We start from the raw sequence: 19,868 nt of genomic DNA, 5'->3' as shown, positions 1-19,868 counted from the left end.
TATTGAATGATTGAATTAGGGAATACTTATTATTGCAAGATGACTATAACGGTTCCCCTTCAAATTATTGACCTTCACGGCGATGGCTATCATCCTTTGGTTGAGATAAAGATCAATGGCATAGACTATATTTTGGTGCTTGATACCGGCGCATCCAAAACGGCTTTTGATCATGATCAATTAGCGCAGTCGGGAGTGCTTATCACCGCAAGCGAAAGACTATCTACAGGCTTGGGGGTAACAAATATGATTTCATCAACCGCAGTCATCCATGATATTCAGATTGGGGATCTCTATGTTCCCGATTTTGAGGTTGCGGTGCTCGATCTCTCAACAATTAATATCGCTTACCGTCAGCTCAATCATCCGGAAGTTTTAGGCGTATTAGGTGGGGATATTCTTATGAAATATCGTGCAGTGATCGATTATGGCCAGCAAACACTCAGTTTCCATATCGAATCATAAAACATAAAGCCTCACCAAATCGGCAAGGCTTTATAATATTCAGACTTTCAATACAGAAATATTTATACGTCTATCTTAGCGTACTTCGCATTCTTTTCAATAAAGTCCCTGCGGGGTGCAACCTCATCGCCCATCAGCATAGAGAAGGTATGATCGCATTCGGCAGCATTTTCAATACCTGCCCGGCGCAGCGTACGGGTCTCCGGATTCATTGTAGTTTCCCACAATTGTTCTGCATTCATCTCGCCCAAACCTTTATAACGCTGTACATGTACACTATCTTCTTTGCCACTGCCTTTTAGGCGTTGTATAGCCGCATCGCGCTGAACTTCGTTCCAGCAATACTCCTGCTCTTTGCCTTTCTTCACCAAATAAAGTGGTGGAGTAGCAATATATACATAACCGAATTCAACAAGCTCCTTCATATAACGGAAGAAGAAGGTCAGGATAAGTGTAGTAATGTGCGACCCGTCCACGTCGGCATCCGTCATGATGACGATCTTATGATAACGTAACTTGGAAAGGTTCAATTCTTTATCATCCTCTGCAGTTCCTATGCTCACCCCTAATGCTGTGAACATATTCTTGATCTCCTCATTCTCGTAGATCTTGTGCTCCATGGCTTTCTCTACGTTCAGGATTTTACCTCTTAATGGCAGAATAGCCTGGTATTCGCGGTTACGGCCCTGTTTTGCAGTACCACCCGCCGAGTCCCCTTCGACAAGGAATATCTCGCATACTGCTGGATCGTTATTAGCGCAATCAGCCAGTTTTCCGGGCAATCCGTTACCGCCCATTACGTTCTTGCGTTGCACCATTTCGCGAGCCTTGCGTGCGGCAGCGCGCGCTGTAGCTGCCAGAATCACTTTATTAACGATCAGCCTTGCCTCTTTCGGATTCTCTTCGAGATAGTTAGACAAAATTTCGCCCACCGCAACGTTCACAGCACCACTCACTTCGCTATTACCCAACTTGGTTTTGGTCTGACCTTCAAACTGAGGCTCGGCAACCTTTACAGAGATCACCGCAGTTAATCCCTCGCGGAAGTCATCACCTGTAATATCGATCTTCACATTTTTTAGTAAACCCGACTTATCTGCATAGCTTTTCAGCGTACGGGTCAGCCCCATGCGGAAACCCGCCACGTGGGTACCGCCTTCAATGGTGTTGATGTTATTTACGTACGAGAACACGTTCTCGCTGTAGGTATCATTATATTGCAGGGCAAGCTCAACCGGTATGCCTTGTTTGTTACCTTCTACATAAATCGGCTCAGGGATCAACGGCGTGCGGGTGCCATCCAGGTATCGTACAAACTCCTTTAAGCCGCCCTGAGAATAAAACTCCTCTGTAATGTAATTACCATTATCATCGGGATAGCGTTCGTCTGTAAGGGTAAGCCTAATACCTTTATTGAGGAATGCAAGCTCACGCAAACGGGTTGCCAGTGTGTCGTATTTATACTCCAGAGTTTGAGTAAATATTTCAGGATCAGGGTAAAATGTTTGTATAGTGCCGGTGCGATCCGATACGCCGATAGCCTTTACATCAAACATTGGCTTACCACGTTCGTACTCCTGGGTAAATATTTTACCTTCACGATGAACAACCGTGATCATGTGGGTCGATAACGCGTTCACGCAGGATACACCCACCCCGTGTAAGCCACCCGAAACTTTGTAAGTATCTTTATCGAATTTACCACCGGCGTGCAATATGGTCATTACCAGTTCTAATGCCGATTTCTGTTCCTTGGTATTTATCCCGGTTGGGATACCACGGCCGTTATCTTCAACTGTGATGGAATTGCCTTTATGGATAATTACTTTGATGGTGTCGCAATAACCGGCAAGCGCTTCGTCGATCGAGTTATCTACCACCTCATATACCAGGTGATGCAAACCCTTTGGGCCGGTATCACCTATATACATTGAAGGGCGCTTACGCACCGCTTCCAATCCTTCTAAAACCTGTATATTATCTGCTGAATAATTCGATACTTCTTTTACTTCTTCGCTCATATTTGTGTCCAACAATCACCCCGTTTTTATTTGGGGAATTAATATACAAAAATACGCATTTTACCCCGGATTTAAGGCATGCTGTGGATAAATAAGGGGGATGTTTATATATGCTGATATACAAGTGTGCGAATGTACAAATAACGCCGAAAAAGCGCCATTTCAACTTCTATGAAAAGTTAAATTCGCATCTGCGCGTCCCTCGCATTTACATATTTGCACATCGGTAAATTTGCACATCAGTAAATTAGGATAGTTGAGGTGAAAGTTTATCTTTGTCAAAATTTTTGAATTTAAGAGAATGAAAATCAAGACCTCGTCCTTAACTAAACTAACGTTAGGCCTTATGGTTGCCGGAACTATTGTGGCGTGCAACCAAAATAAAACTTCAGATAAATCAGCAGCTTCAGTAACTACTGCAGGAGCAGGCAGCATTGTATATGTAAACCAGGACACGCTGCTATCAAAATATGACTACTTTAAAGATATGACCAAACGCCTTGAGGATAAAGGCAAATCTGCACAAGGCGATGTAGGCTCACGCCAGCAGGCTTTGCAAAGAGAGGCTGCCGAATATCAAAGAAGCGCTAATACGCTAAGTGCGGATCAACGGGCAAGTACTGAACAACGTTTGCAGCGTGAGGGACAGGAGTTTCAGCAATATCAACAAAATGCAGCTGCTCAATTTCAGAATGAGCAGAATGACGAGCAAAAGAAGCTTTATGAAAAAGTTGCTGCGTTTATGAAAGACTATGCTAAGGAAAAAGGCTATAAAATGATTCTGACCTATCAAAAAGGCAACACCACTATGTGGTATGGCGATCCGGGACTTGATGTTACAGCCGATGTTACAAAAAGGCTGAATGATGCTTACGCAAAAGACAAAAAATAACCCTTATACACATGTACCAACAGATACATGTTTTAAAAATACAACAAGACCCTGGTTCCTTAAAGACCGGGGTTTTTAATTCGCAGAAGCTATGGAAATGAAGGAACACGAAAAATTCATGCGGATGGCGATAGAACTGTCTGAGCAAAACGTAAAGGGGGCTGCGGGTGGACCTTTTGGTGCGGTGATTGTAAAAAATGGCGAAGTGGTTGCGGCCAGTGCCAATCAAGTTGTCCAGCAAAACGATCCAACGGCGCATGCCGAGGTATCAGCTATCAGACTTGCTTGCCAGCAGTTAGGCACTTATGATCTCACTGGTTGTGTTATTTATACCAGTTGCGAACCCTGTCCTATGTGCCTTGGCGCCATTTACTGGGCCCATATGGATACCATTTACTACGGCAATACAAAAGTTGATGCAGCAGAGATTGGTTTTGACGATCACTACATCTACAAGGAACTGGAATTGCCGATGAACAAGCGCAAATTACCGATCATTCAGCTTTTGCACGATGAGGCAATATCAGCATTTAAACTCTGGGTTGACTCTGAATCAAAAACAGATTATTGATCACAAAAAAGCGCCCTGAACAGGGCGCTTTTAATATTTAAAGATCAGAAGTATCAGCTTGCAAGCGCTTCTATTACTTCGATATCTCCATCATTGTTATCCAAGTATTCATACTGTGAATTTTTGCTGATAAATTCAGGAACGATGTCTTTCATCTTATTCACAATAGCTTCATCATCCTGGTTTTTATTCAATTCGAGAAGTTCCTCAATATCCGCAGCAACACCTTCATAAGGATAGGTTATTACCTGTGCTATCTTGATTTTAGGATGATGTGTAGGCATGGTACGTTCGCCTGCGTTTAACAACTCTTCATATAGTTTTTCACCTGGCCTTAACCCGGTATAAACAATCTTGATATCTTTTTCAGGCTGCAACCCTGCCAATTTGATCATTTTCAATGCCAAATCGGTAATTTTTACCGGTTGCCCCATATCAAATATGAATATCTCGCCGCCTGTTCCCATTGTACCGGCCTCAAGCACTAATTGAACAGCTTCAGGTATGGTCATGAAATAACGGGTGATCTCAGGGTGCGTTACAGTAATAGGACCGCCTTTTTGTATTTGCGCCCTGAAACGCGGAATAACTGAACCATTTGACCCCAATACATTACCAAAGCGGGTGGTAACGAAACGGGTAGGTTGAATACCCGGTCTGTTATTAATCGGGTTATCCTTCAATGCCTGGATATATATTTCGGCAATGCGCTTGGTAGTACCCATTACGTTGGATGGATTAACCGCTTTATCCGTTGAAACCATAACGAATTTTTCAGTTCCAAAGGCAACTGACAGGTCGGCCACATGTTTGGTACCCAACACGTTTGCCAATACTGCTTCCGATGGGTTTTCTTCCATCATTGGCACATGTTTGTACGCGGCGGCATGGAAAACAACTTCAGGCCGATAATCAGAGAATAGTTTGTGCATTCTCTGTAAATTCCTGATATCGGCAATAAATATTGTAGTAGGCACATTCGGGAATTTCTCCTCCACCTCGAGTTTTATTTCGTGCAAAGGGGATTCAGCCTGATCACACAAAATAACCATCGCGGGTTTGTAGCCCAGCACCTGGTTTACAATTTCTGAACCGATAGAACCTGCTGCACCTGTAACTAACACGCGTTTGCCATGTAGATCTTCCGAAATGCGCGTATTATCGATTTTAATCGGCTTGCGCTGCAACAAATCCTCGATCTTAAGATCTTTAATCTGCTGCGGGTTAAGCTTGCCGTAAATCCACTGATCTGAGGGCGGCACGGTTAACACTTGAATACCCAGCGCGAGGCAGTTTTCGAGTGCAGATTTTTTCGTGTGCTCATCAAGATTGTGATTCATGATGATCAGCTTATCCACGTTATACTTTTCCTTCAGTTTCCCAAGCTTATCAATGTGATATACCCTTACCTGCTGGATTTCCTTATCTATCTTTTTACTGCCATCATCCACAAAGCCAACTACACAAAAGTTGGTATTTGCACTGGCTTCAAGCGCCTGCTTTACAAGCACGGCATTATTATCAGATCCGTAAATCAGGACGATTGTTTTCTTCGCATTCGTGTTGTTAGTCAAGTAAAAGAAGATACTTTTTACAGTCGTACGCAATAGAATCAGCAAAGTGCTTGATACAGAAAAATTGATCAAAAGAACCAGGTTGATCGTCACCAGATCAACATGAATCGCGTGAACAACCCAGGTGTTAATGATGACCAGATAAAGCAGGCTGGCTATAAACGCTGAACCAAAAATGCGCAGCACATCACGCGTATTGGAATAACGGATCAGCCCGATGTGTATGCGCATGGCAAACATTACGATTGCTGCTACAGCACTGTATAAACCTGTATATATGAAGAAGTAACCGCGAAGGATATTAACAAATTCGAATCGTTCTACAATAAAATAAGAAGTGGAAAAAGACCAGGCCACAATCGAAAGATCAACAAGCATTATCAACCATCGCGGCACGACCTTAGAAAAGAGTAGGTATTTTTTCATAAAATGATGTTAGTAGATGAGTAGATGATATAATTATAGCTAATATTTTTTAAATACGCAAAAAATGCACCAGTTGAAACATAATAGGGGGAAAATAAAAATGCAATTTTATTAAAAATAACCCGGTTTTTCAGATGCATCGTTAAACATTATTGTTACAATACCTATTTGCTTTAACATATCCACAACTCCTGTCAGACAACAGAACAAAACCGCACAGCAAAAAGTTTTAGTTCTTATGACAAAAAACGTATCCGATGGTTTAATCGCATGGTATCAGGTACTTATTTTTTTCATCAGTACTACTTTTAATATTATATATATTAATATAAGCGGTATCAAGATAACAGCAAATAAACCTATCACGGTAAACACTTTGTTATTTACAACAAAAAAGATTATCCCGCCTTGCAAGAGCATATAGCCGAATGATACCCACAGGTGCGACATTTTACGTTCATTAGCCATAATTTGATACAGGTGCAGGCGGTGTGGTTTAAATACATTTTGTTTTAGCCAAATCCGATGTATTATTGTTAACACTGAATCTGTACCATACACGGACAGAACTAAAATATAGGACCAATTATTCGTCACCAATATTAATTTGATCAATAACATTACGATCCAGAAGGCAATAGTGATACTTCCCACATCCCCTGCAAAACACCTGGCTTTTTTACGGAAATTAAAATAAAGAAACACGCCGCAGGCTATCATAGGTAACCAGATCATATCCTTCTCAATAAAGCTTAGCTTCAGGTTAACATATTGTAATCCGGCTAACACGACCAGGCTATAGCAACCCGTGATACCATTTATGCCATCCATAAAGTTGTAGGCATTAATAATCCCAATTACCACAAAGTATAGAAAGAGGGATTCGTAAATTGGCCGGGAGAAAACGCCCAGGTAAACGAAAAACAAAGTTGTTGCTATCAAATGCACCAGTAGCCTTATTTTGCTCGACAAGGTGATCCGGTCATCAATAAAACTGATTATGCCCACTATAAAAAGCGCCAGTACAGGCAGCCAGTAAGCCGGATGCATAATCACAGCAGTTAAAGCAGCAAAAAGAAAGATTACCCCACCACCGCGAATAGTGACGGCACTGTGTGAGCTACGTTCGTTGGGGTGATCGATGATGTTATAATGTTCTGCAATTGGGAAGTATAATAACATGCCCGCAAAAAAAAAAACTGCTATTATCCCGTAGATCATACTATAAAGGCTGAGTTGTTAAATGGGAAACCAAGATTTAGCCAGGCAGCCTTTTTTGATTTGATATGTTGTAGGATGTCAATCAATATAGTTTTTCAATTTGGCGTATGGTGACCGGAGGCTCCCAAAAATGCTGCAAAGATGCACTTTTTTTCGCTAACATCAAGATTAGGAATTGGTCAGGCAGTTTTTGCTCCGGCTTAGTCTTCTTTTGTATCAAAGAAATTGTCCTTCATATCATCAATTTCTCGTCGATCCCGTTTGGTTGGCCGGCCCGTTCCACGGTCACGTTTTAAAACCGGTGCATTAAAAATCGATTTAAACGCGTGGGTCATTTCAACAGGTGTTTCGTCAGCATAAAAACCTGCGACACTTTTCGCATCCATGCGATTTTCTAATAATCCAAGTACCCTGATTATTTTACGCTCCGGTCCCTTCGACACAAGATATACCTCCCCCACTTTCACTTCATGAGCAGGTTTAATATTCTGTCCATCAAGCTTAATGCGACCTGCTTTACAAGCCTCGGTTGCCAGTGAACGGGTTTTGAAAATTCTTATCGCCCACAAATATTTATCGATCCGTAGTTTCTCTTTCTCAGGCATTTCTTTAAGGATTCAGTTGCGATTGCTTCTATTAATACCGGCAAAGGTAAGAACTAGTTATCACTGGGTTAATTAAACAGATAGATTTATGGTTTGTTATAACCAAGATACTCTGCCTATAGGTGAACAATTCTCCTTTAAAATCCTTTAATTTGTCAAAAGTTTATATCACTAATGCAAAATCTAAAGAAACTTATTGAAGAGGCTTGGGAAGACCGGACCCTTTTGGGGAACCATGATTATACCACCGCCATTGAAACAGTAATACAACGACTAGACCGTGGCGAAATGCGTGTGGCCGAGTTAGTAGGCCATCGCTGGCATACAAATGATTGGATAAAAAAAGCGGTGATCCTTTATTTTCCGATCAGGCAAATGGAAGAGATTGAAGTAGGCCCGTTCGTTTTTCACGATAAAATGAAATTGAAAACCGATTACAAAAAAACAGGCGTCCGCGTTGTTCCGCACGCTATTGCACGTTATGGGGCATACCTGGCAAAAGGTGTGATTATGATGCCGTCTTATGTAAATATCGGTGCTTATGTTGACGAAGGGACCATGGTAGATACCTGGGCGACGGTAGGTTCATGCGCACAAATAGGTAAACATTGCCACCTTAGTGGGGGTGTAGGCATTGGTGGTGTATTGGAACCTGTTCAGGCTGCTCCTGTTATTATTGAAGACAATTGTTTCTTAGGCTCACGTGCTATCGTTGTTGAAGGTGTGCATTTAGAGAAGGAAGTAGTATTAGGTGCTAACGTGGTGCTTACTGCATCCACTAAGATTATCGATGTTACTCACGAGGATAAGATTGAATACAAAGGTCGTGTACCTGAGAGATCAGTAGTGATCCCTGGCTCTTATACAAAAAAATTCCCAGCAGGTGAATTCCAGGTACCATGTGCATTGATTATCGGTAAAAGAAAAGAATCGACCGATAAAAAAACCTCACTGAATGATGCTTTGAGGGAAAATAATGTAGCGGTCTAGTTTAGATTTGAGAGGTGAGATTTGAGATATGAGCTCATTATAAATTAAAGATTGAACTATGCAGAGCATTGGATTAGCTTTCTCATATCTCACATCTCATATCTCACATCTCCCCGTATGAAGATTTTAATCAGGCTACCCAACTGGCTCGGCGATGTGGTAATGAGTACTGCTTTTGTTGGTGCGGTAAAACAGCTTTACCCTGATGCGGTGGTTGATGTGATCATCAAAAAGGAATTAGGTGGTATTGCGTCACTTATCCCCGGACTTAATAAGATTCATTTATTCTCGAAACAGGAGTATCCGGGGCTATCCGGCGTCTATCGTTTTGGCAAGACTCTGCAAATTGAAGAATATGACCTGTTTTTTTGCCTGCCCGATTCGCTTTCATCAGCAGTAATGGGTTGGGCAACTGAGGCCAAAAAACGAATCGGGTTTGGTAAGGAGGGGCGGTTCTTTTTAATGACCAGCACGTTCAAAAAGCCTGCAAACCTGCATCGTACGGATGAGTATGTCTCGTTACTTGAGCAATTTACGGGGAATAAGATCACGGAACGGTCCGTCAGGCTTCGGGCTAAAATGGTTGAGAATGATGGCAACCAGGTTGTATTAAACTTTAACTCGGAGGCTGTTTCCCGCCGGATGCCGCTTGATAAAGGAAAACAATTGATCAACACACTAACCAATGTCTTTAAAAATACCCGGTTTGTGATGGTTGGTTCTCCAAAAGAGAAAGCTTATATCGATGAATTACTAAGCGGCACAGAAAACGGACAAATTGAAAACTATGCCGGGAAGACAAATCTTGAAGCATTATGTAGTTTGATGGCTTCATCAAAAGCCGTGTTGACTACCGATTCAGGCCCGGCGCACCTGGCCAATAGCTTAGGCGTGCCTACTATCGTATTGTTTGGAGCAGGGAATGAATTAAATACCGCTCCTTATAATAAGGAACATCTGAAGGTGATCCGCGCCGGGAAACTGGAATGTGAGCCCTGTGTGCGCAATACCTGCAAACTATACGGCATTCCCAAGTGTATGCAGTTAATTGACGAACCTGAAATTATAAACGCGTTAAGCTTATATTTATAATATGTTGAAGGAAGAAGTTGCTAAGGCCTTAAAAGTCATCCAGGATGGTGGGATTATCCTCTATCCTACCGATACTATTTGGGGGATAGGATGTGATGCCACCAATACGCAGGCCATCAAAAAGATATTTGCGCTAAAACAACGCGATGAAGCTAAGAGCATGATCATTTTGTTAGATACAGAAAACAAATTGGAAAGTTATATACAGGAGGTCCCCTCGATTGCATATGACCTGATTGAATATGCTGAGAATCCCCTTACCCTGGTAATGCCGGGAGCCAAAAACATATCGCCCGCCTTGATTGCAGCTGACGGCAGTGTGGGTATCAGGGTAGCAAAGCATGACTTTTGCCAGCAACTGATACAACGGCTGCGCAAGCCTCTCGTATCTACTTCTGCAAACATCAGTGGCAAACCTTCACCTCAAACTTTCGATGAAGTTGACCAGGAAGTTGTTGATGGCGTGGACTATGTAGTGAATCTGGAACAGCATAACACAGAGAAGAAAAAACCATCAACCATTATGCGCCTTAACCCCGATGGGCAGTTTGAATTTATCCGTCGTTAATTTTATTATGGTTTAGGCTTTCTAATTACGATTTTTGTAGCGGAATAATTTGTGCTTTTGAACCAGCGAAGCATACCATCGCATGAAACAACACCTTAAACATCCTTTATTTTCAATAGTAAGTGGCATTGCTGCAGAGCAGAGTGTGCAGGCTTACGTCATAGGTGGTTTTGTGCGCGACCTACTGCTAAATCGGCCCTCAAAAGATATTGATATCGTCATTATTGGCAACGGAATAGCCTTTGCCGAAAGCGTTGCCCAGAAGCTGAAAGTAAAGCTGTCGGTGTTCAAAAACTTCGGTACGGCTATGCTGAGATATAGGGACATTGAAGTGGAATTTGTAGGCGCACGCAAGGAGTCATACCGCGCCCATACCCGCAAGCCTATTGTAGAGAATGGCACATTGGATGATGATCAGAAACGCCGCGATTTTACGATTAATGCACTGGCTATAGCCCTGCACCCGGATCAATTCGGCGAATTGCTCGATCCATTTGGTGGTGTAACAGACCTTGAACAAAAACTGATCAGGACACCGCTTGATCCGGTGGAGACATTTTCAGATGATCCACTAAGAATGCTGCGGGCGATACGTTTTGCGTCACAATTGAGTTTTACAATCGATCCGGCAGCAATTGAAGCCATCAGGCAAAATGTAGAACGAATTTCGATCATATCGCAGGAACGTATTACCGAGGAGTTGAATAAGATTATTTTGTCGGCCAAGCCATCGGTAGGTTTTATTTATCTATTCGATACTGGACTGTTGCATAAGATATTTCCATTGATGGCTAATCTCTTCGGCGTCGATTATATTGATGGCAAGGGCCATAAGGACAACTTTTATCATACGCTGCAGGTACTGGATAATATTTCCACTACTACCAATGACCTTTGGCTCAGGTGGGCGGCCATATTGCATGATATTGCCAAGCCTGCAACCAAACGTTTTGAGCCGGGTCATGGCTGGACCTTTCACGGACATGAGGATAAAGGGGCACGCATGGTACCCAAAATATTTGCGACCATGAAACTGCCGCTAAATGAAAAAATGAAGTTTGTGCAGAAATTGGTACAGCTTCATTTACGGCCTATTGTTCTTGCCCAAAATGTGGTAACCGACTCGGCTGTCCGCAGGTTATTATTCGATGCCGGCGATGACATCGAATCGTTGATGCTGTTGTGTAAAGCAGACATAACGACAAAAAATGAATACAAAATAAAGAAGTACAGAAACAACTTTGAGCTGGTTCAGCAAAAACTAAAAGATGTTGAGGAGCGTGATAAAATACGCAACTGGCAACCCCCTGTTAGCGGCTTAGATATTATGCATATATTCGGCATTAAAGAGGGGCGCGAAGTTGGAATTATCAAAAATCAGATTCGCGAGGCAATACTGGAAGGTGAAATTCCAAACTCACGCGAGGCTGCTCTCGACTTCACAATAAAAAAAGGCGCAGAAATTGGCTTAAAAGTTGTGGCAAACACATATTAATTTAAAACAATTAACTTTGTAAAATTCTACAAACAAAAATGGCAGTATACAGATTTCGGGTTGCTTTTGAAGATTACGATGACGTGGTTAGAGAAATAGACATAAAATCAAACCAAACATTCGAAGACTTTCATCGTGCAATTCATCAGGCAATAGGTTATAAATGCGAATATCCATCTTCATTCTATGTTAGCAATGACCAATGGATAAAAGGCGAAGAAATCACCTTTATGCCTAATCAACGCAGAATTGACCGTGGAATAGTACAGATGGATAAAGTGAAGCTCAGCAATAGGATAGACGACCCCCATCAAAAATTTTATTACACTTTTAATTTCGATCGCCCGTTTGATTTTCATATTGAATTGTTGAAGATCTTGCTTGATGAAACACCAGGTACAACTTACCCTGCCGTAGTAAAATCTAGCGGCGAGGCGCCGAAACAATTTGGCAATGTATTCAATCCAACCATATTACCTCCGGCCAGCGAAGATTTCGATTTCCTGAACGAGATAGAATTTAACGCCGAGGACGCTGAAGAAGGTTTCACCGAAGTTCTTGATACAGAGGATGAATTGGAGGTTGAGGAACACCATGAAAGCGAAGAGGAGACTGAAGACGAGTTTGGCAGCGAATTTTCTGATAATGAAGGCTTTGAAGACGAAGGCCACCACCAGCACAACGATGATTATTAATTCTGGCTTGTAGCCCATGGTTCATAGTTCATAGCACTCATTTATTGTACCGACCATGAACCATGCGCTATGAGTCACTCCCGATCTCCCAAAAAGCTTATTATAATTGCAGGACCCACGGCGGTAGGTAAAACTGCTGCTGCCATAAAAGTGGCCCAACAATTGCAGACGGAGATCATCTCGGCTGATTCGCGTCAATTCTATCGCGAAATGTCTATCGGCACCGCCAAGCCGGATGCAGAGGAATTAGCACAAGCCAAACACTATTTCATTGATTCTCATTCCATAACAGAAAATTTCACTGTAGGTGATTTTGAAAAACAATCCCTGCAATTATTGGATGAGCTGTTTAAAACGTACGACCAGGTGATAATGGTAGGCGGATCAGGTTTATATATACAAGCTGTAACACAAGGTTTTGATGATCTGCCTACAGTTGACCCGGAGATTAGAGAGCGACTTAACCAGGAACTTGCAGAAAAAGGCGTTCAACATCTTCAGGCTAAACTTAAAGTAGCCGACCCTGATTATCATCAACAGGTTGATCTGAATAATCCCCAAAGACTGATCAGGGCATTGGAAATATTCGAGGCTACTGGTAATCCTTTTTCCTCTTACCGGAAGGCTACTATTAATAAGCGTCCTTTTGAAATTGTTAAAATTGCTTTGAATTTACCACGTGAGTTATTGTATAACCGCATCAATCAACGTGTGGATTTAATGGTTAAGGAGGGGCTAGTTGAAGAGGTGCGTTCGCTTTTGCCATACCGGCACCTTAACGCATTGAATACTGTTGGTTACAGCGAGCTGTTTGATTATTTCGATGGCAAAACTGATTTAGATACTGCTATCAGTTTGATTAAACAAAATACACGCCGTTTCGCCAAGCGTCAACTTACCTGGTTTAGAAAAGACAAGGATATAAAATGGCTGGATGCAGCGTCAGAAAATCTTCCTGAATCTATCATCAAAACCTAAGCCCCTCATACTCAGAACTAAAAAATTAGTGAATATTTTTCTCATACTGTAGCACTTACTCTTCTTGCTCCGTAATATTAATTATAACTGTTACTTTTTAAACAGCTCTATTTTACTCTGTTTATTTAATATTATTTAAACTTTAAGAAAATATAGCCAATATTATTTTGCGACAAAATTTACTTTAATATTTATACTTTATGAATACCCCTATTAAAAGGAGGAACTTCTTAAGCTCCCTGGTGCTGCTTTTTGCCTTTTCAAGGTGCAAAAAAGAATCTTCGAACATTCCCAATTCCGGGCCTGGTTCAATACCAGTGCCTCCTGTTGTGTCAAGTGACTATCTCGGCCAATTTACCATCACCGAAACCGGAGCAGACTTGATGCCGGAGCCTGATTTTATTTCACGGATTATTAAATGTTATTCAGACAAATTGACCTATTATCCAGGTGATACTGTTACCTTATATATTTCCGGCGCTGCTAACAGCAACCAAACAATTAAGTTTACCGACGCTGCAGAAAAAGTAATTCGTCACATCAACCAGGCGATAAACATTCAAGCCAACAGCAGCCTGAAACCCTGGCTAAACGGATCCGGCTATAAACCAACTGTCACGGTAAAATTGCCGGCCGATCTCAAAAGCGGAATTTATAGATTTATTGCAAATGGTGTAATCATCTGTTCGATCATCTGTAAAAGCAAAACAAAAAATAATGACATCACCGTCGTTTATCCTAGCAATACGGATAATGCCTACAATATACAGGGAGGTAAGAGTTTGTATAAACCCGATAACTCCCGGAGTACGGTTGCATCGTACGCCCGTTCGGTATGGGGTGCAGTAGATTATACTTCTGGCTTTTTAAAATGGGCCTGTAATCAGCCTTATGACATAAGATATATCACAGATCCCGATCTGGATGATTATACGGAGATACAGGACACTAAAATTATCATTATAGCAGGTCATAGTGAGTATTGGACAAGAGAAGCCAGGAAAAATATCGACAAGTTTATCGCCTCGGGGAAAAATGTCTTAATACTCTCGGGTAATACCATGTACTTCCAGGTCAGGTATAATTCCACCAAGGACTTGATGATATGCTATAAAGATAAAAAACTCGATCCGCTTGGTGGCACGATCTACAGCACTATTTTTTGGTCAACTCCTCAATTGCAATACCCGGTTATAAGCAGCATTGGCGCTGATTTTGAAGGTGGAGGATACGGCAATAAACTGGAAAATGGATTTAATGGTTATAAGATCGTCAATGAAAAATCGCCATTATTTGAAGGCACAGGACTGAAAAATGGTGATATTCTAAGCTTGCCAACACTTGAATATGATGGAGCGCCTGTAATTAAAATGATCCACCCCGGGTCCTCAGAAATACCTGTTATTGATAATTCGAAATTAAACTTCTTTAAAATCGAGCTATTGGGTTATGATTTCGCGATTAACTGGGGCAATAAAGGGCTTGGTACATTCATTGTGTTTAAGAAGACCGCCAAATCAGGAACTGTCGTTAATGTGGCATCCACAAACTGGTGCTCAACCACAGGTATCGAAGGAAAAGACGGACACAAAATCTCCCAGATTACAAAAAATATGATCGAAAAGTCGCTGAATAATATGAGCCTTTTTAGCAGTTAAATTCCCTGGGGAAATATGGGATGTATTGCCAGAGAACGCTTACTGAAGCAGATTTTTCAGATACATTCCATATCCGCTTTTAATGTATTTCTCGGCCAGCACTTTTAGTTGATCTTTATCAATAAAGTCATGACGATAGGCGACTTCTTCAATACAACCTATCTTGGTGCCCTGACGCTTTTCTATTACGCGAACGAATTCTGTCGCATCGCTTAATGAATCAAAAGTACCTGTATCCAGCCATGCTGTGCCACGATCCATCACACCTACGTGCAATCTTTTATTCTCCAGGTAAGCACGGTTTACATCGGTAATTTCATATTCTCCGCGAAGGGATGGCTTGATGTTCTTAGCAATACTTACCACTTCGTTATCATAAAAATACAATCCCGGCACAGCATAAGATGACTTCGGTTTCAATGGCTTTTCTTCGATCGATAAAGCAGTAAAATGCTCATCAAATTCCACCACACCATATCTTTCCGGGTCGGATACCTTATAGGCAAAAATTGCTGCACCATCTACGTCGTTAAAACTCTGGATAAGTTGGTCAAACCCTGTACCATAGAAGATGTTATCCCCCAATATCAGTGCTACTTTGTCGTCACCAATAAACTCCTCGCCTATTACAAATGCCTGCGCCAATCCATTTGGAACTGCTTGAACAGCATACTCAAAATGACAACCTAACTCATGCCCATCGCCTAATAATCTTTTAAAGCTATCGCTATCTTCAGGCGTGGTGATGATCAGTATCTCACGGATATCAGCCATCATCAATATCGACAAAGGGTAATAGATCATTGGCTTGTCGTAAATAGGCATTAACTGCTTACTGATAGCTTTTGTAATTGGGAAAAGCCTGGTGCCTGAACCGCCGGCTAATATGATACCTTTCATAAGAAGATTAAAGTTTACTGATACAAGTTATTAAACTATCGCGCCAATATGGAATTTCGATATTAAAAGTCTCCTTGATTTTCGCCTTACTCATTACAGAATAAGCCGGGCGCTCCGCGCGTGTAGGATACTCTGATGTTTTTATAGGCAATACTTTTATTTTACTTCCTAAAATATCAAATATGGCTTTGGCAAAATCATACCATGAAGCCACACCCTCATTACTATAATGATATAGACCATAAGCAGTGCTCTCGTTTGAAATAATATTCAGGATACATTCCGCTAAATCCATAGCATAGGTTGGCGTCCCTATCTGGTCGGCAATTACCTTTAATTCGTCCCGTTCACTGCCCAACCGCATCATGGTTTTAACAAAGTTGTTTCCATACTCCGAATAAAGCCAGCTGGTACGAAGAATGAAAAACTTCTTTAGTTTATTAGTTACCGCCTGTTCACCTTCCAGTTTGGTTAAACCGTAAATATTGATAGGTTCAGCAACATCTTCTTCATCCAAAGGTGTTGCCTTATCTCCTCTAAATACAAAGTCTGTAGAGGTATGAATAAAAACCGAATTATACTCCAGGCATAATTCACTTATATTCTCAGCTCCTGTTTTATTTATTTTACGGGCAAGATCAATTTCATCTTCTGCTTTATCCACAGCTGTATATGCTGCACAGTTGATGCACCACGAAGGTTTATAAGTATCAAATATTTTCTTAAGTGCTTCCTTATCCAAAATATTGGCATCGGTTTCAGACGGAAAAAATATAGAGGTAAGCCCCCGTGCATTCGCAACCGTTTTCAAGCATTGCCCTAACTGGCCCGAGGCGCCAAAAACTACAATATTACTCATCCGATAAATTTAAAAGCCGGTTGCTCCCATTGCTGACATATTAGGCAGTTCAAGGTCTTTAGGTGATACGATCAACTGGTCATAAGGCAACATCCAATCGATTGCCAGGTCAGGGTCCGCATAATAGATACCTCCTTCAGCTGTCTTGTCATAGTAATTATCACATTTATACTGGAATATGGCATCATCGCTTAATACTACAAAGCCGTGTGCAAATCCCCGCGGTATATATAGTTGCAGCTTATTGTCATCAGAAAGCCTTATGCTAAAATGCTTGCCATAGGTTTTTGAGTTCCGACGCAAATCAACCGCAACATCCAGAACTTCTCCTTTTACCACCTGTACTAATTTTGACTGCGCCGACGCCCCTTTTTGTAAGTGTAAGCCCCTAAGCACTCCTTTCGTTGAGTAAGATTGATTATCCTGTATGAATACAGTATCGATCCCGGTTAATGCTCTGAATTTCTCCTGGTTAAAACTTTCGAAAAAATAACCGCGTTGGTCACCAAAAATGCTTGGTTTTATAATAATACAACCCTTCAGGGGGGTAGATTCGATAGTCATGATCCTAGTTTATTATTTCGAAAAATGATCAATTAGAAACCAGGTTTGCCTGATGCGTCAAAAAGTCTTCGTAAGCCAATTTTATACCGTCCCTTAACTCTATTTTATGATGCCAGCCTTTGCTATGTAGTTTAGAAACATCCATCAGTTTACGAGGGGTGCCGTCCGGTTTTGAAGTATCAAACTTAATTTCCCCTTCATATCCGATAATATCTTTTATCAGCAAAGCCAGGTCTTTAATAGAAATATCCTCTCCAGTGCCAATATTTACCAAGCCCTCTTCGTTATAGTTCTGCATCAGATAGTAACAGGCTTCAGCCAGGTCATCTGCAAATAAAAATTCGCGTTTAGGAGTACCCGTTCCCCAAATAGTTACCTCTGGTGTATGATTAACCTTGGCCTCATGGAAACGACGTATTAAAGCAGGTAATACATGTGAGTTTTGCGGGTGATAATTATCATTATAGCCATACAAATTAGTTGGCATTACTGATATGTAATTGCAACCATATTGGGAGCGATAAGCATCGCACATCTTGATACCTGCTATCTTGGCAATAGCATAAGGTTCATTAGTAGGCTCAAGCAGACCTGTAAGTAAATAATCCTCTTTCAAAGGCTGGGGAGCCAGTTTGGGATATATACAACTTGAGCCCAAAAACATCAGCTTTATTACACCATTAAGATATGATGAATGGATAATATTATTCTGAATTTGAAGATTTTCGTATAGAAAATCAGCACGGTAAGTGTTGTTTGCTACAATACCACCGACCTTCGCAGCTGCTAAAAAAACATATTCCGGCTTCTCCTGTTCGAAGAAGTCGGCGACATCGTTTTGTATTCTTAAATCAAGTTCTGTTGATGAACGGGTAATTATATTAGTATAGCCTTCCTTTTGAAGTTTACGATAGATTGCCGAACCAACCATGCCACGGTGGCCTGCTATATAGATCTTTGAATTTTTTTCCACAACGAAGAGGTAATTTTTGCGACGTAAAAATAGTTAAAAAATTAGACTAAGAGGATTTGTATTCTGCTATGGAGCCAAAGAATACCTCTATGTCTTGTTGAACAATAAAAGCGGTTCAAATGACAGAAAACTCGGAGATATCAATTAAGGGTTTTGTAAACTCCTGTAATTTGATCAGCCCATGTTTCCAAATCAAAATTCTTAATAACATATTCTCTTTGTTCGGATACAATCTGACTTTTCTTCGAATCTGATAATGATATAATTGCAATCATCGCATCTTTCAACTCGGCTATATTTTCAGAAGTAAATTTATAAGTATGAGGAATATTCAATTCGCCCTGGCCCGGTATATCACTGCTGATTATTGGCCTTTCGCAATAAGCCGCTTCTACCAAAGCATTACAGAAACCCTCTTCGCGGGAGGCAGATATAAAGTAATTACTTAAACGATAGTAAGAAGCAATATCATCCCTGGGATTAAGTATTCTCAGCCAATCCGGAATTTTGGAAAAGCGGTCGGCAATCTTCGATTCAATTACCTCTCTGTTGGTAGACAAACTCAGTAATAAACAAACGTCATAACCAGCTGCTACTAAGCCGTCCATCGCCTCAAGAACAACGTCGACGCCTTTGCGATGGTAGTCAAACCCAAACAGCAAAAACACTTTTGTGTCAGCACCTATCCCATAATCAGCACGTTGCAGGTTCTCAAATTTATTTAACCTGTTGAAGTTGATTGCGTTGGTAACGTGTGTGATCTTCTTATTATCAATTTTAAAGTTCCTTTGATATTCAAGGGCTACAGATTCGCTGCACCCTATATACAAATCAACTTTATTTAACATTTTTCTAAGGCCTTCGCCAAAAAAACCTCTTGGTTTGTCATGGTTCCGAAGATGTCTCAGAATAAAAGTCTGCCTGCTGTATAGTTTGCTGGCAACATTCAGCAAGAACAAATATTTAAGCCCGGCAAAGTGCGCATGTATATATTTAATATTATGTTTTACAAGTATATCTCTTATATAAAAAACATCTTTTGAAAGATTTCCACTTAAAAAATATATTTTTTTTCCTTGCTTAATGAGATTCTGAATCCAGTCATAATGTGAAGTGTCCATATGGAATAGATAAACCATATCCACATCATCCTGGTTTAATTTCTGCTCAAGCATCAACAGGGACTGGAAAAAACTACCGCCATAAGGTGAGTTAAAGCATAAAAATTGGAGGACATTTTTTGATGCGTCGGTAACCTTATTCATTTCACCAATGTTAATCTTGGAGGACGATCTTGCATCTAAGACAGTATCGCCCGGGA

19 protein-coding genes are annotated in these 19,868 nt (G+C 41.1%); 10 read left to right on the top strand and 9 right to left on the bottom strand.

The annotated features are described in order from the left end of the window. The first annotated feature begins 6 nt into the window (after nucleotides 1–6). Nucleotides 7–465: a retropepsin-like aspartic protease gene (locus Q3A68_RS07110; protein WP_302900366.1), complete on the top strand. Its 459-nt coding sequence runs from the start codon at nucleotides 7–9 to the stop codon at nucleotides 463–465. Between the two features lie 62 nt (nucleotides 466–527). Here Q3A68_RS07110 and gyrB read toward each other — a convergent pair whose 3' ends face one another. Beyond that, nucleotides 528–2,486, bottom strand: a complete 1,959-nt coding sequence (gyrB, locus tag Q3A68_RS07105) for a DNA topoisomerase (ATP-hydrolyzing) subunit B (protein WP_302900365.1) — start codon at nucleotides 2,484–2,486, stop codon at nucleotides 528–530. A 301-nt stretch (nucleotides 2,487–2,787) separates the two neighbouring features. Between gyrB and Q3A68_RS07100 the strand changes: the two genes are divergently transcribed. Together Q3A68_RS07100 and Q3A68_RS07095 are read left to right on the top strand one after the other, a co-directional pair. Next, complete coding sequence (locus Q3A68_RS07100) at nucleotides 2,788–3,378, top strand: OmpH/Skp family outer membrane protein (protein WP_302900364.1); 591 nt, start codon at nucleotides 2,788–2,790, stop codon at nucleotides 3,376–3,378. A 91-nt stretch (nucleotides 3,379–3,469) separates the two neighbouring features. Further along, nucleotides 3,470–3,949 (top strand): nucleoside deaminase, encoded by a 480-nt coding sequence (locus tag Q3A68_RS07095; protein ID WP_302900363.1) that lies wholly within the window; start codon nucleotides 3,470–3,472, stop codon nucleotides 3,947–3,949. A 53-nt stretch (nucleotides 3,950–4,002) separates the two neighbouring features. Here Q3A68_RS07095 and Q3A68_RS07090 read toward each other — a convergent pair whose 3' ends face one another. From Q3A68_RS07090 to Q3A68_RS07080, 3 genes are all read right to left on the bottom strand, one after another. Continuing rightward, on the bottom strand, nucleotides 4,003–5,949 hold the full coding sequence (locus tag Q3A68_RS07090; RefSeq protein WP_302900362.1) for a polysaccharide biosynthesis protein: 1,947 nt from the start codon (nucleotides 5,947–5,949) through the stop codon (nucleotides 4,003–4,005). A gap of 276 nt (nucleotides 5,950–6,225) precedes the next feature. Beyond that, a complete protein-coding gene (locus Q3A68_RS07085; RefSeq protein ID WP_302900361.1) occupies nucleotides 6,226–7,131 on the bottom strand; it encodes an MraY family glycosyltransferase in 906 nt (301 codons plus the stop codon). Between the two features lie 239 nt (nucleotides 7,132–7,370). Next, nucleotides 7,371–7,775 carry an RNA-binding S4 domain-containing protein gene (locus Q3A68_RS07080; protein ID WP_302900360.1) on the bottom strand — a complete coding sequence of 135 codons (405 nt, stop codon included), beginning with the start codon at nucleotides 7,773–7,775 and terminating at the stop codon, nucleotides 7,371–7,373. A 174-nt stretch (nucleotides 7,776–7,949) separates the two neighbouring features. On the opposite strand from Q3A68_RS07080, the gene Q3A68_RS07075 reads away from it, so the two are divergent. The 7 genes from Q3A68_RS07075 to Q3A68_RS07045 all read left to right on the top strand — a co-directional run bounded on the left by Q3A68_RS07075 (nucleotide 7,950) and on the right by Q3A68_RS07045 (nucleotide 15,251). Continuing rightward, nucleotides 7,950–8,765, top strand: a complete 816-nt coding sequence (locus Q3A68_RS07075) for a 2,3,4,5-tetrahydropyridine-2,6-dicarboxylate N-succinyltransferase (RefSeq protein WP_302900359.1) — start codon at nucleotides 7,950–7,952, stop codon at nucleotides 8,763–8,765. Between the two features lie 117 nt (nucleotides 8,766–8,882). Beyond that, nucleotides 8,883–9,857 carry a glycosyltransferase family 9 protein gene (locus Q3A68_RS07070; protein ID WP_302900358.1) on the top strand — a complete coding sequence of 325 codons (975 nt, stop codon included), beginning with the start codon at nucleotides 8,883–8,885 and terminating at the stop codon, nucleotides 9,855–9,857. 1 nt (nucleotide 9,858) lies between these two features. Then, nucleotides 9,859–10,425: an L-threonylcarbamoyladenylate synthase gene (locus tag Q3A68_RS07065; protein ID WP_302900357.1), complete on the top strand. Its 567-nt coding sequence runs from the start codon at nucleotides 9,859–9,861 to the stop codon at nucleotides 10,423–10,425. Between the two features lie 82 nt (nucleotides 10,426–10,507). Beyond that, on the top strand, nucleotides 10,508–11,920 hold the full coding sequence (locus Q3A68_RS07060; protein WP_302900356.1) for a CCA tRNA nucleotidyltransferase: 1,413 nt from the start codon (nucleotides 10,508–10,510) through the stop codon (nucleotides 11,918–11,920). 38 nt (nucleotides 11,921–11,958) lie between these two features. Further along, a complete protein-coding gene (locus tag Q3A68_RS07055) occupies nucleotides 11,959–12,615 on the top strand; it encodes an IS1096 element passenger TnpR family protein (protein WP_302900355.1) in 657 nt (218 codons plus the stop codon). A 69-nt stretch (nucleotides 12,616–12,684) separates the two neighbouring features. Next, entirely contained in the window at nucleotides 12,685–13,593 is a 909-nt protein-coding gene (gene miaA / locus Q3A68_RS07050; protein WP_302900354.1) for a tRNA (adenosine(37)-N6)-dimethylallyltransferase MiaA, read from the top strand. A gap of 200 nt (nucleotides 13,594–13,793) precedes the next feature. Next, nucleotides 13,794–15,251, top strand: a complete 1,458-nt coding sequence (locus Q3A68_RS07045) for a N,N-dimethylformamidase beta subunit family domain-containing protein (protein ID WP_302900353.1) — start codon at nucleotides 13,794–13,796, stop codon at nucleotides 15,249–15,251. A 39-nt stretch (nucleotides 15,252–15,290) separates the two neighbouring features. Here the strand turns inward: Q3A68_RS07045 and rfbA are convergent, their stop codons facing one another. From rfbA to Q3A68_RS07020, 5 genes are all read right to left on the bottom strand, one after another. Then, nucleotides 15,291–16,151, bottom strand: a complete 861-nt coding sequence (rfbA, locus tag Q3A68_RS07040; protein WP_302900352.1) for a glucose-1-phosphate thymidylyltransferase RfbA — start codon at nucleotides 16,149–16,151, stop codon at nucleotides 15,291–15,293. 7 nt (nucleotides 16,152–16,158) lie between these two features. Continuing rightward, nucleotides 16,159–17,010 (bottom strand): dTDP-4-dehydrorhamnose reductase, encoded by an 852-nt coding sequence (gene rfbD, locus Q3A68_RS07035; RefSeq protein WP_302900351.1) that lies wholly within the window; start codon nucleotides 17,008–17,010, stop codon nucleotides 16,159–16,161. Between the two features lie 9 nt (nucleotides 17,011–17,019). Then, on the bottom strand, nucleotides 17,020–17,574 hold the full coding sequence (gene rfbC, locus Q3A68_RS07030) for a dTDP-4-dehydrorhamnose 3,5-epimerase (RefSeq protein WP_302900350.1): 555 nt from the start codon (nucleotides 17,572–17,574) through the stop codon (nucleotides 17,020–17,022). 28 nt (nucleotides 17,575–17,602) lie between these two features. Next, complete coding sequence (gene fcl, locus Q3A68_RS07025) at nucleotides 17,603–18,547, bottom strand: GDP-L-fucose synthase (RefSeq protein ID WP_302900349.1); 945 nt, start codon at nucleotides 18,545–18,547, stop codon at nucleotides 17,603–17,605. Nucleotides 18,548–18,687: 140 nt separating this feature from the next. Beyond that, the gene (locus tag Q3A68_RS07020) at nucleotides 18,688–19,812 is read right to left on the bottom strand and encodes a glycosyltransferase family 4 protein (protein ID WP_302900348.1); all 1,125 of its coding nucleotides are present in this window, start codon (nucleotides 19,810–19,812) and stop codon (nucleotides 18,688–18,690) included. Between the last annotated feature and the right edge of the window lie 56 nt (nucleotides 19,813–19,868).

The organism is Mucilaginibacter tolerans (assembly GCF_030519375.1).
Classification (GTDB): domain Bacteria; phylum Bacteroidota; class Bacteroidia; order Sphingobacteriales; family Sphingobacteriaceae; genus Mucilaginibacter.
This window is presented reverse-complemented; position numbering and strand designations above follow the sequence as displayed.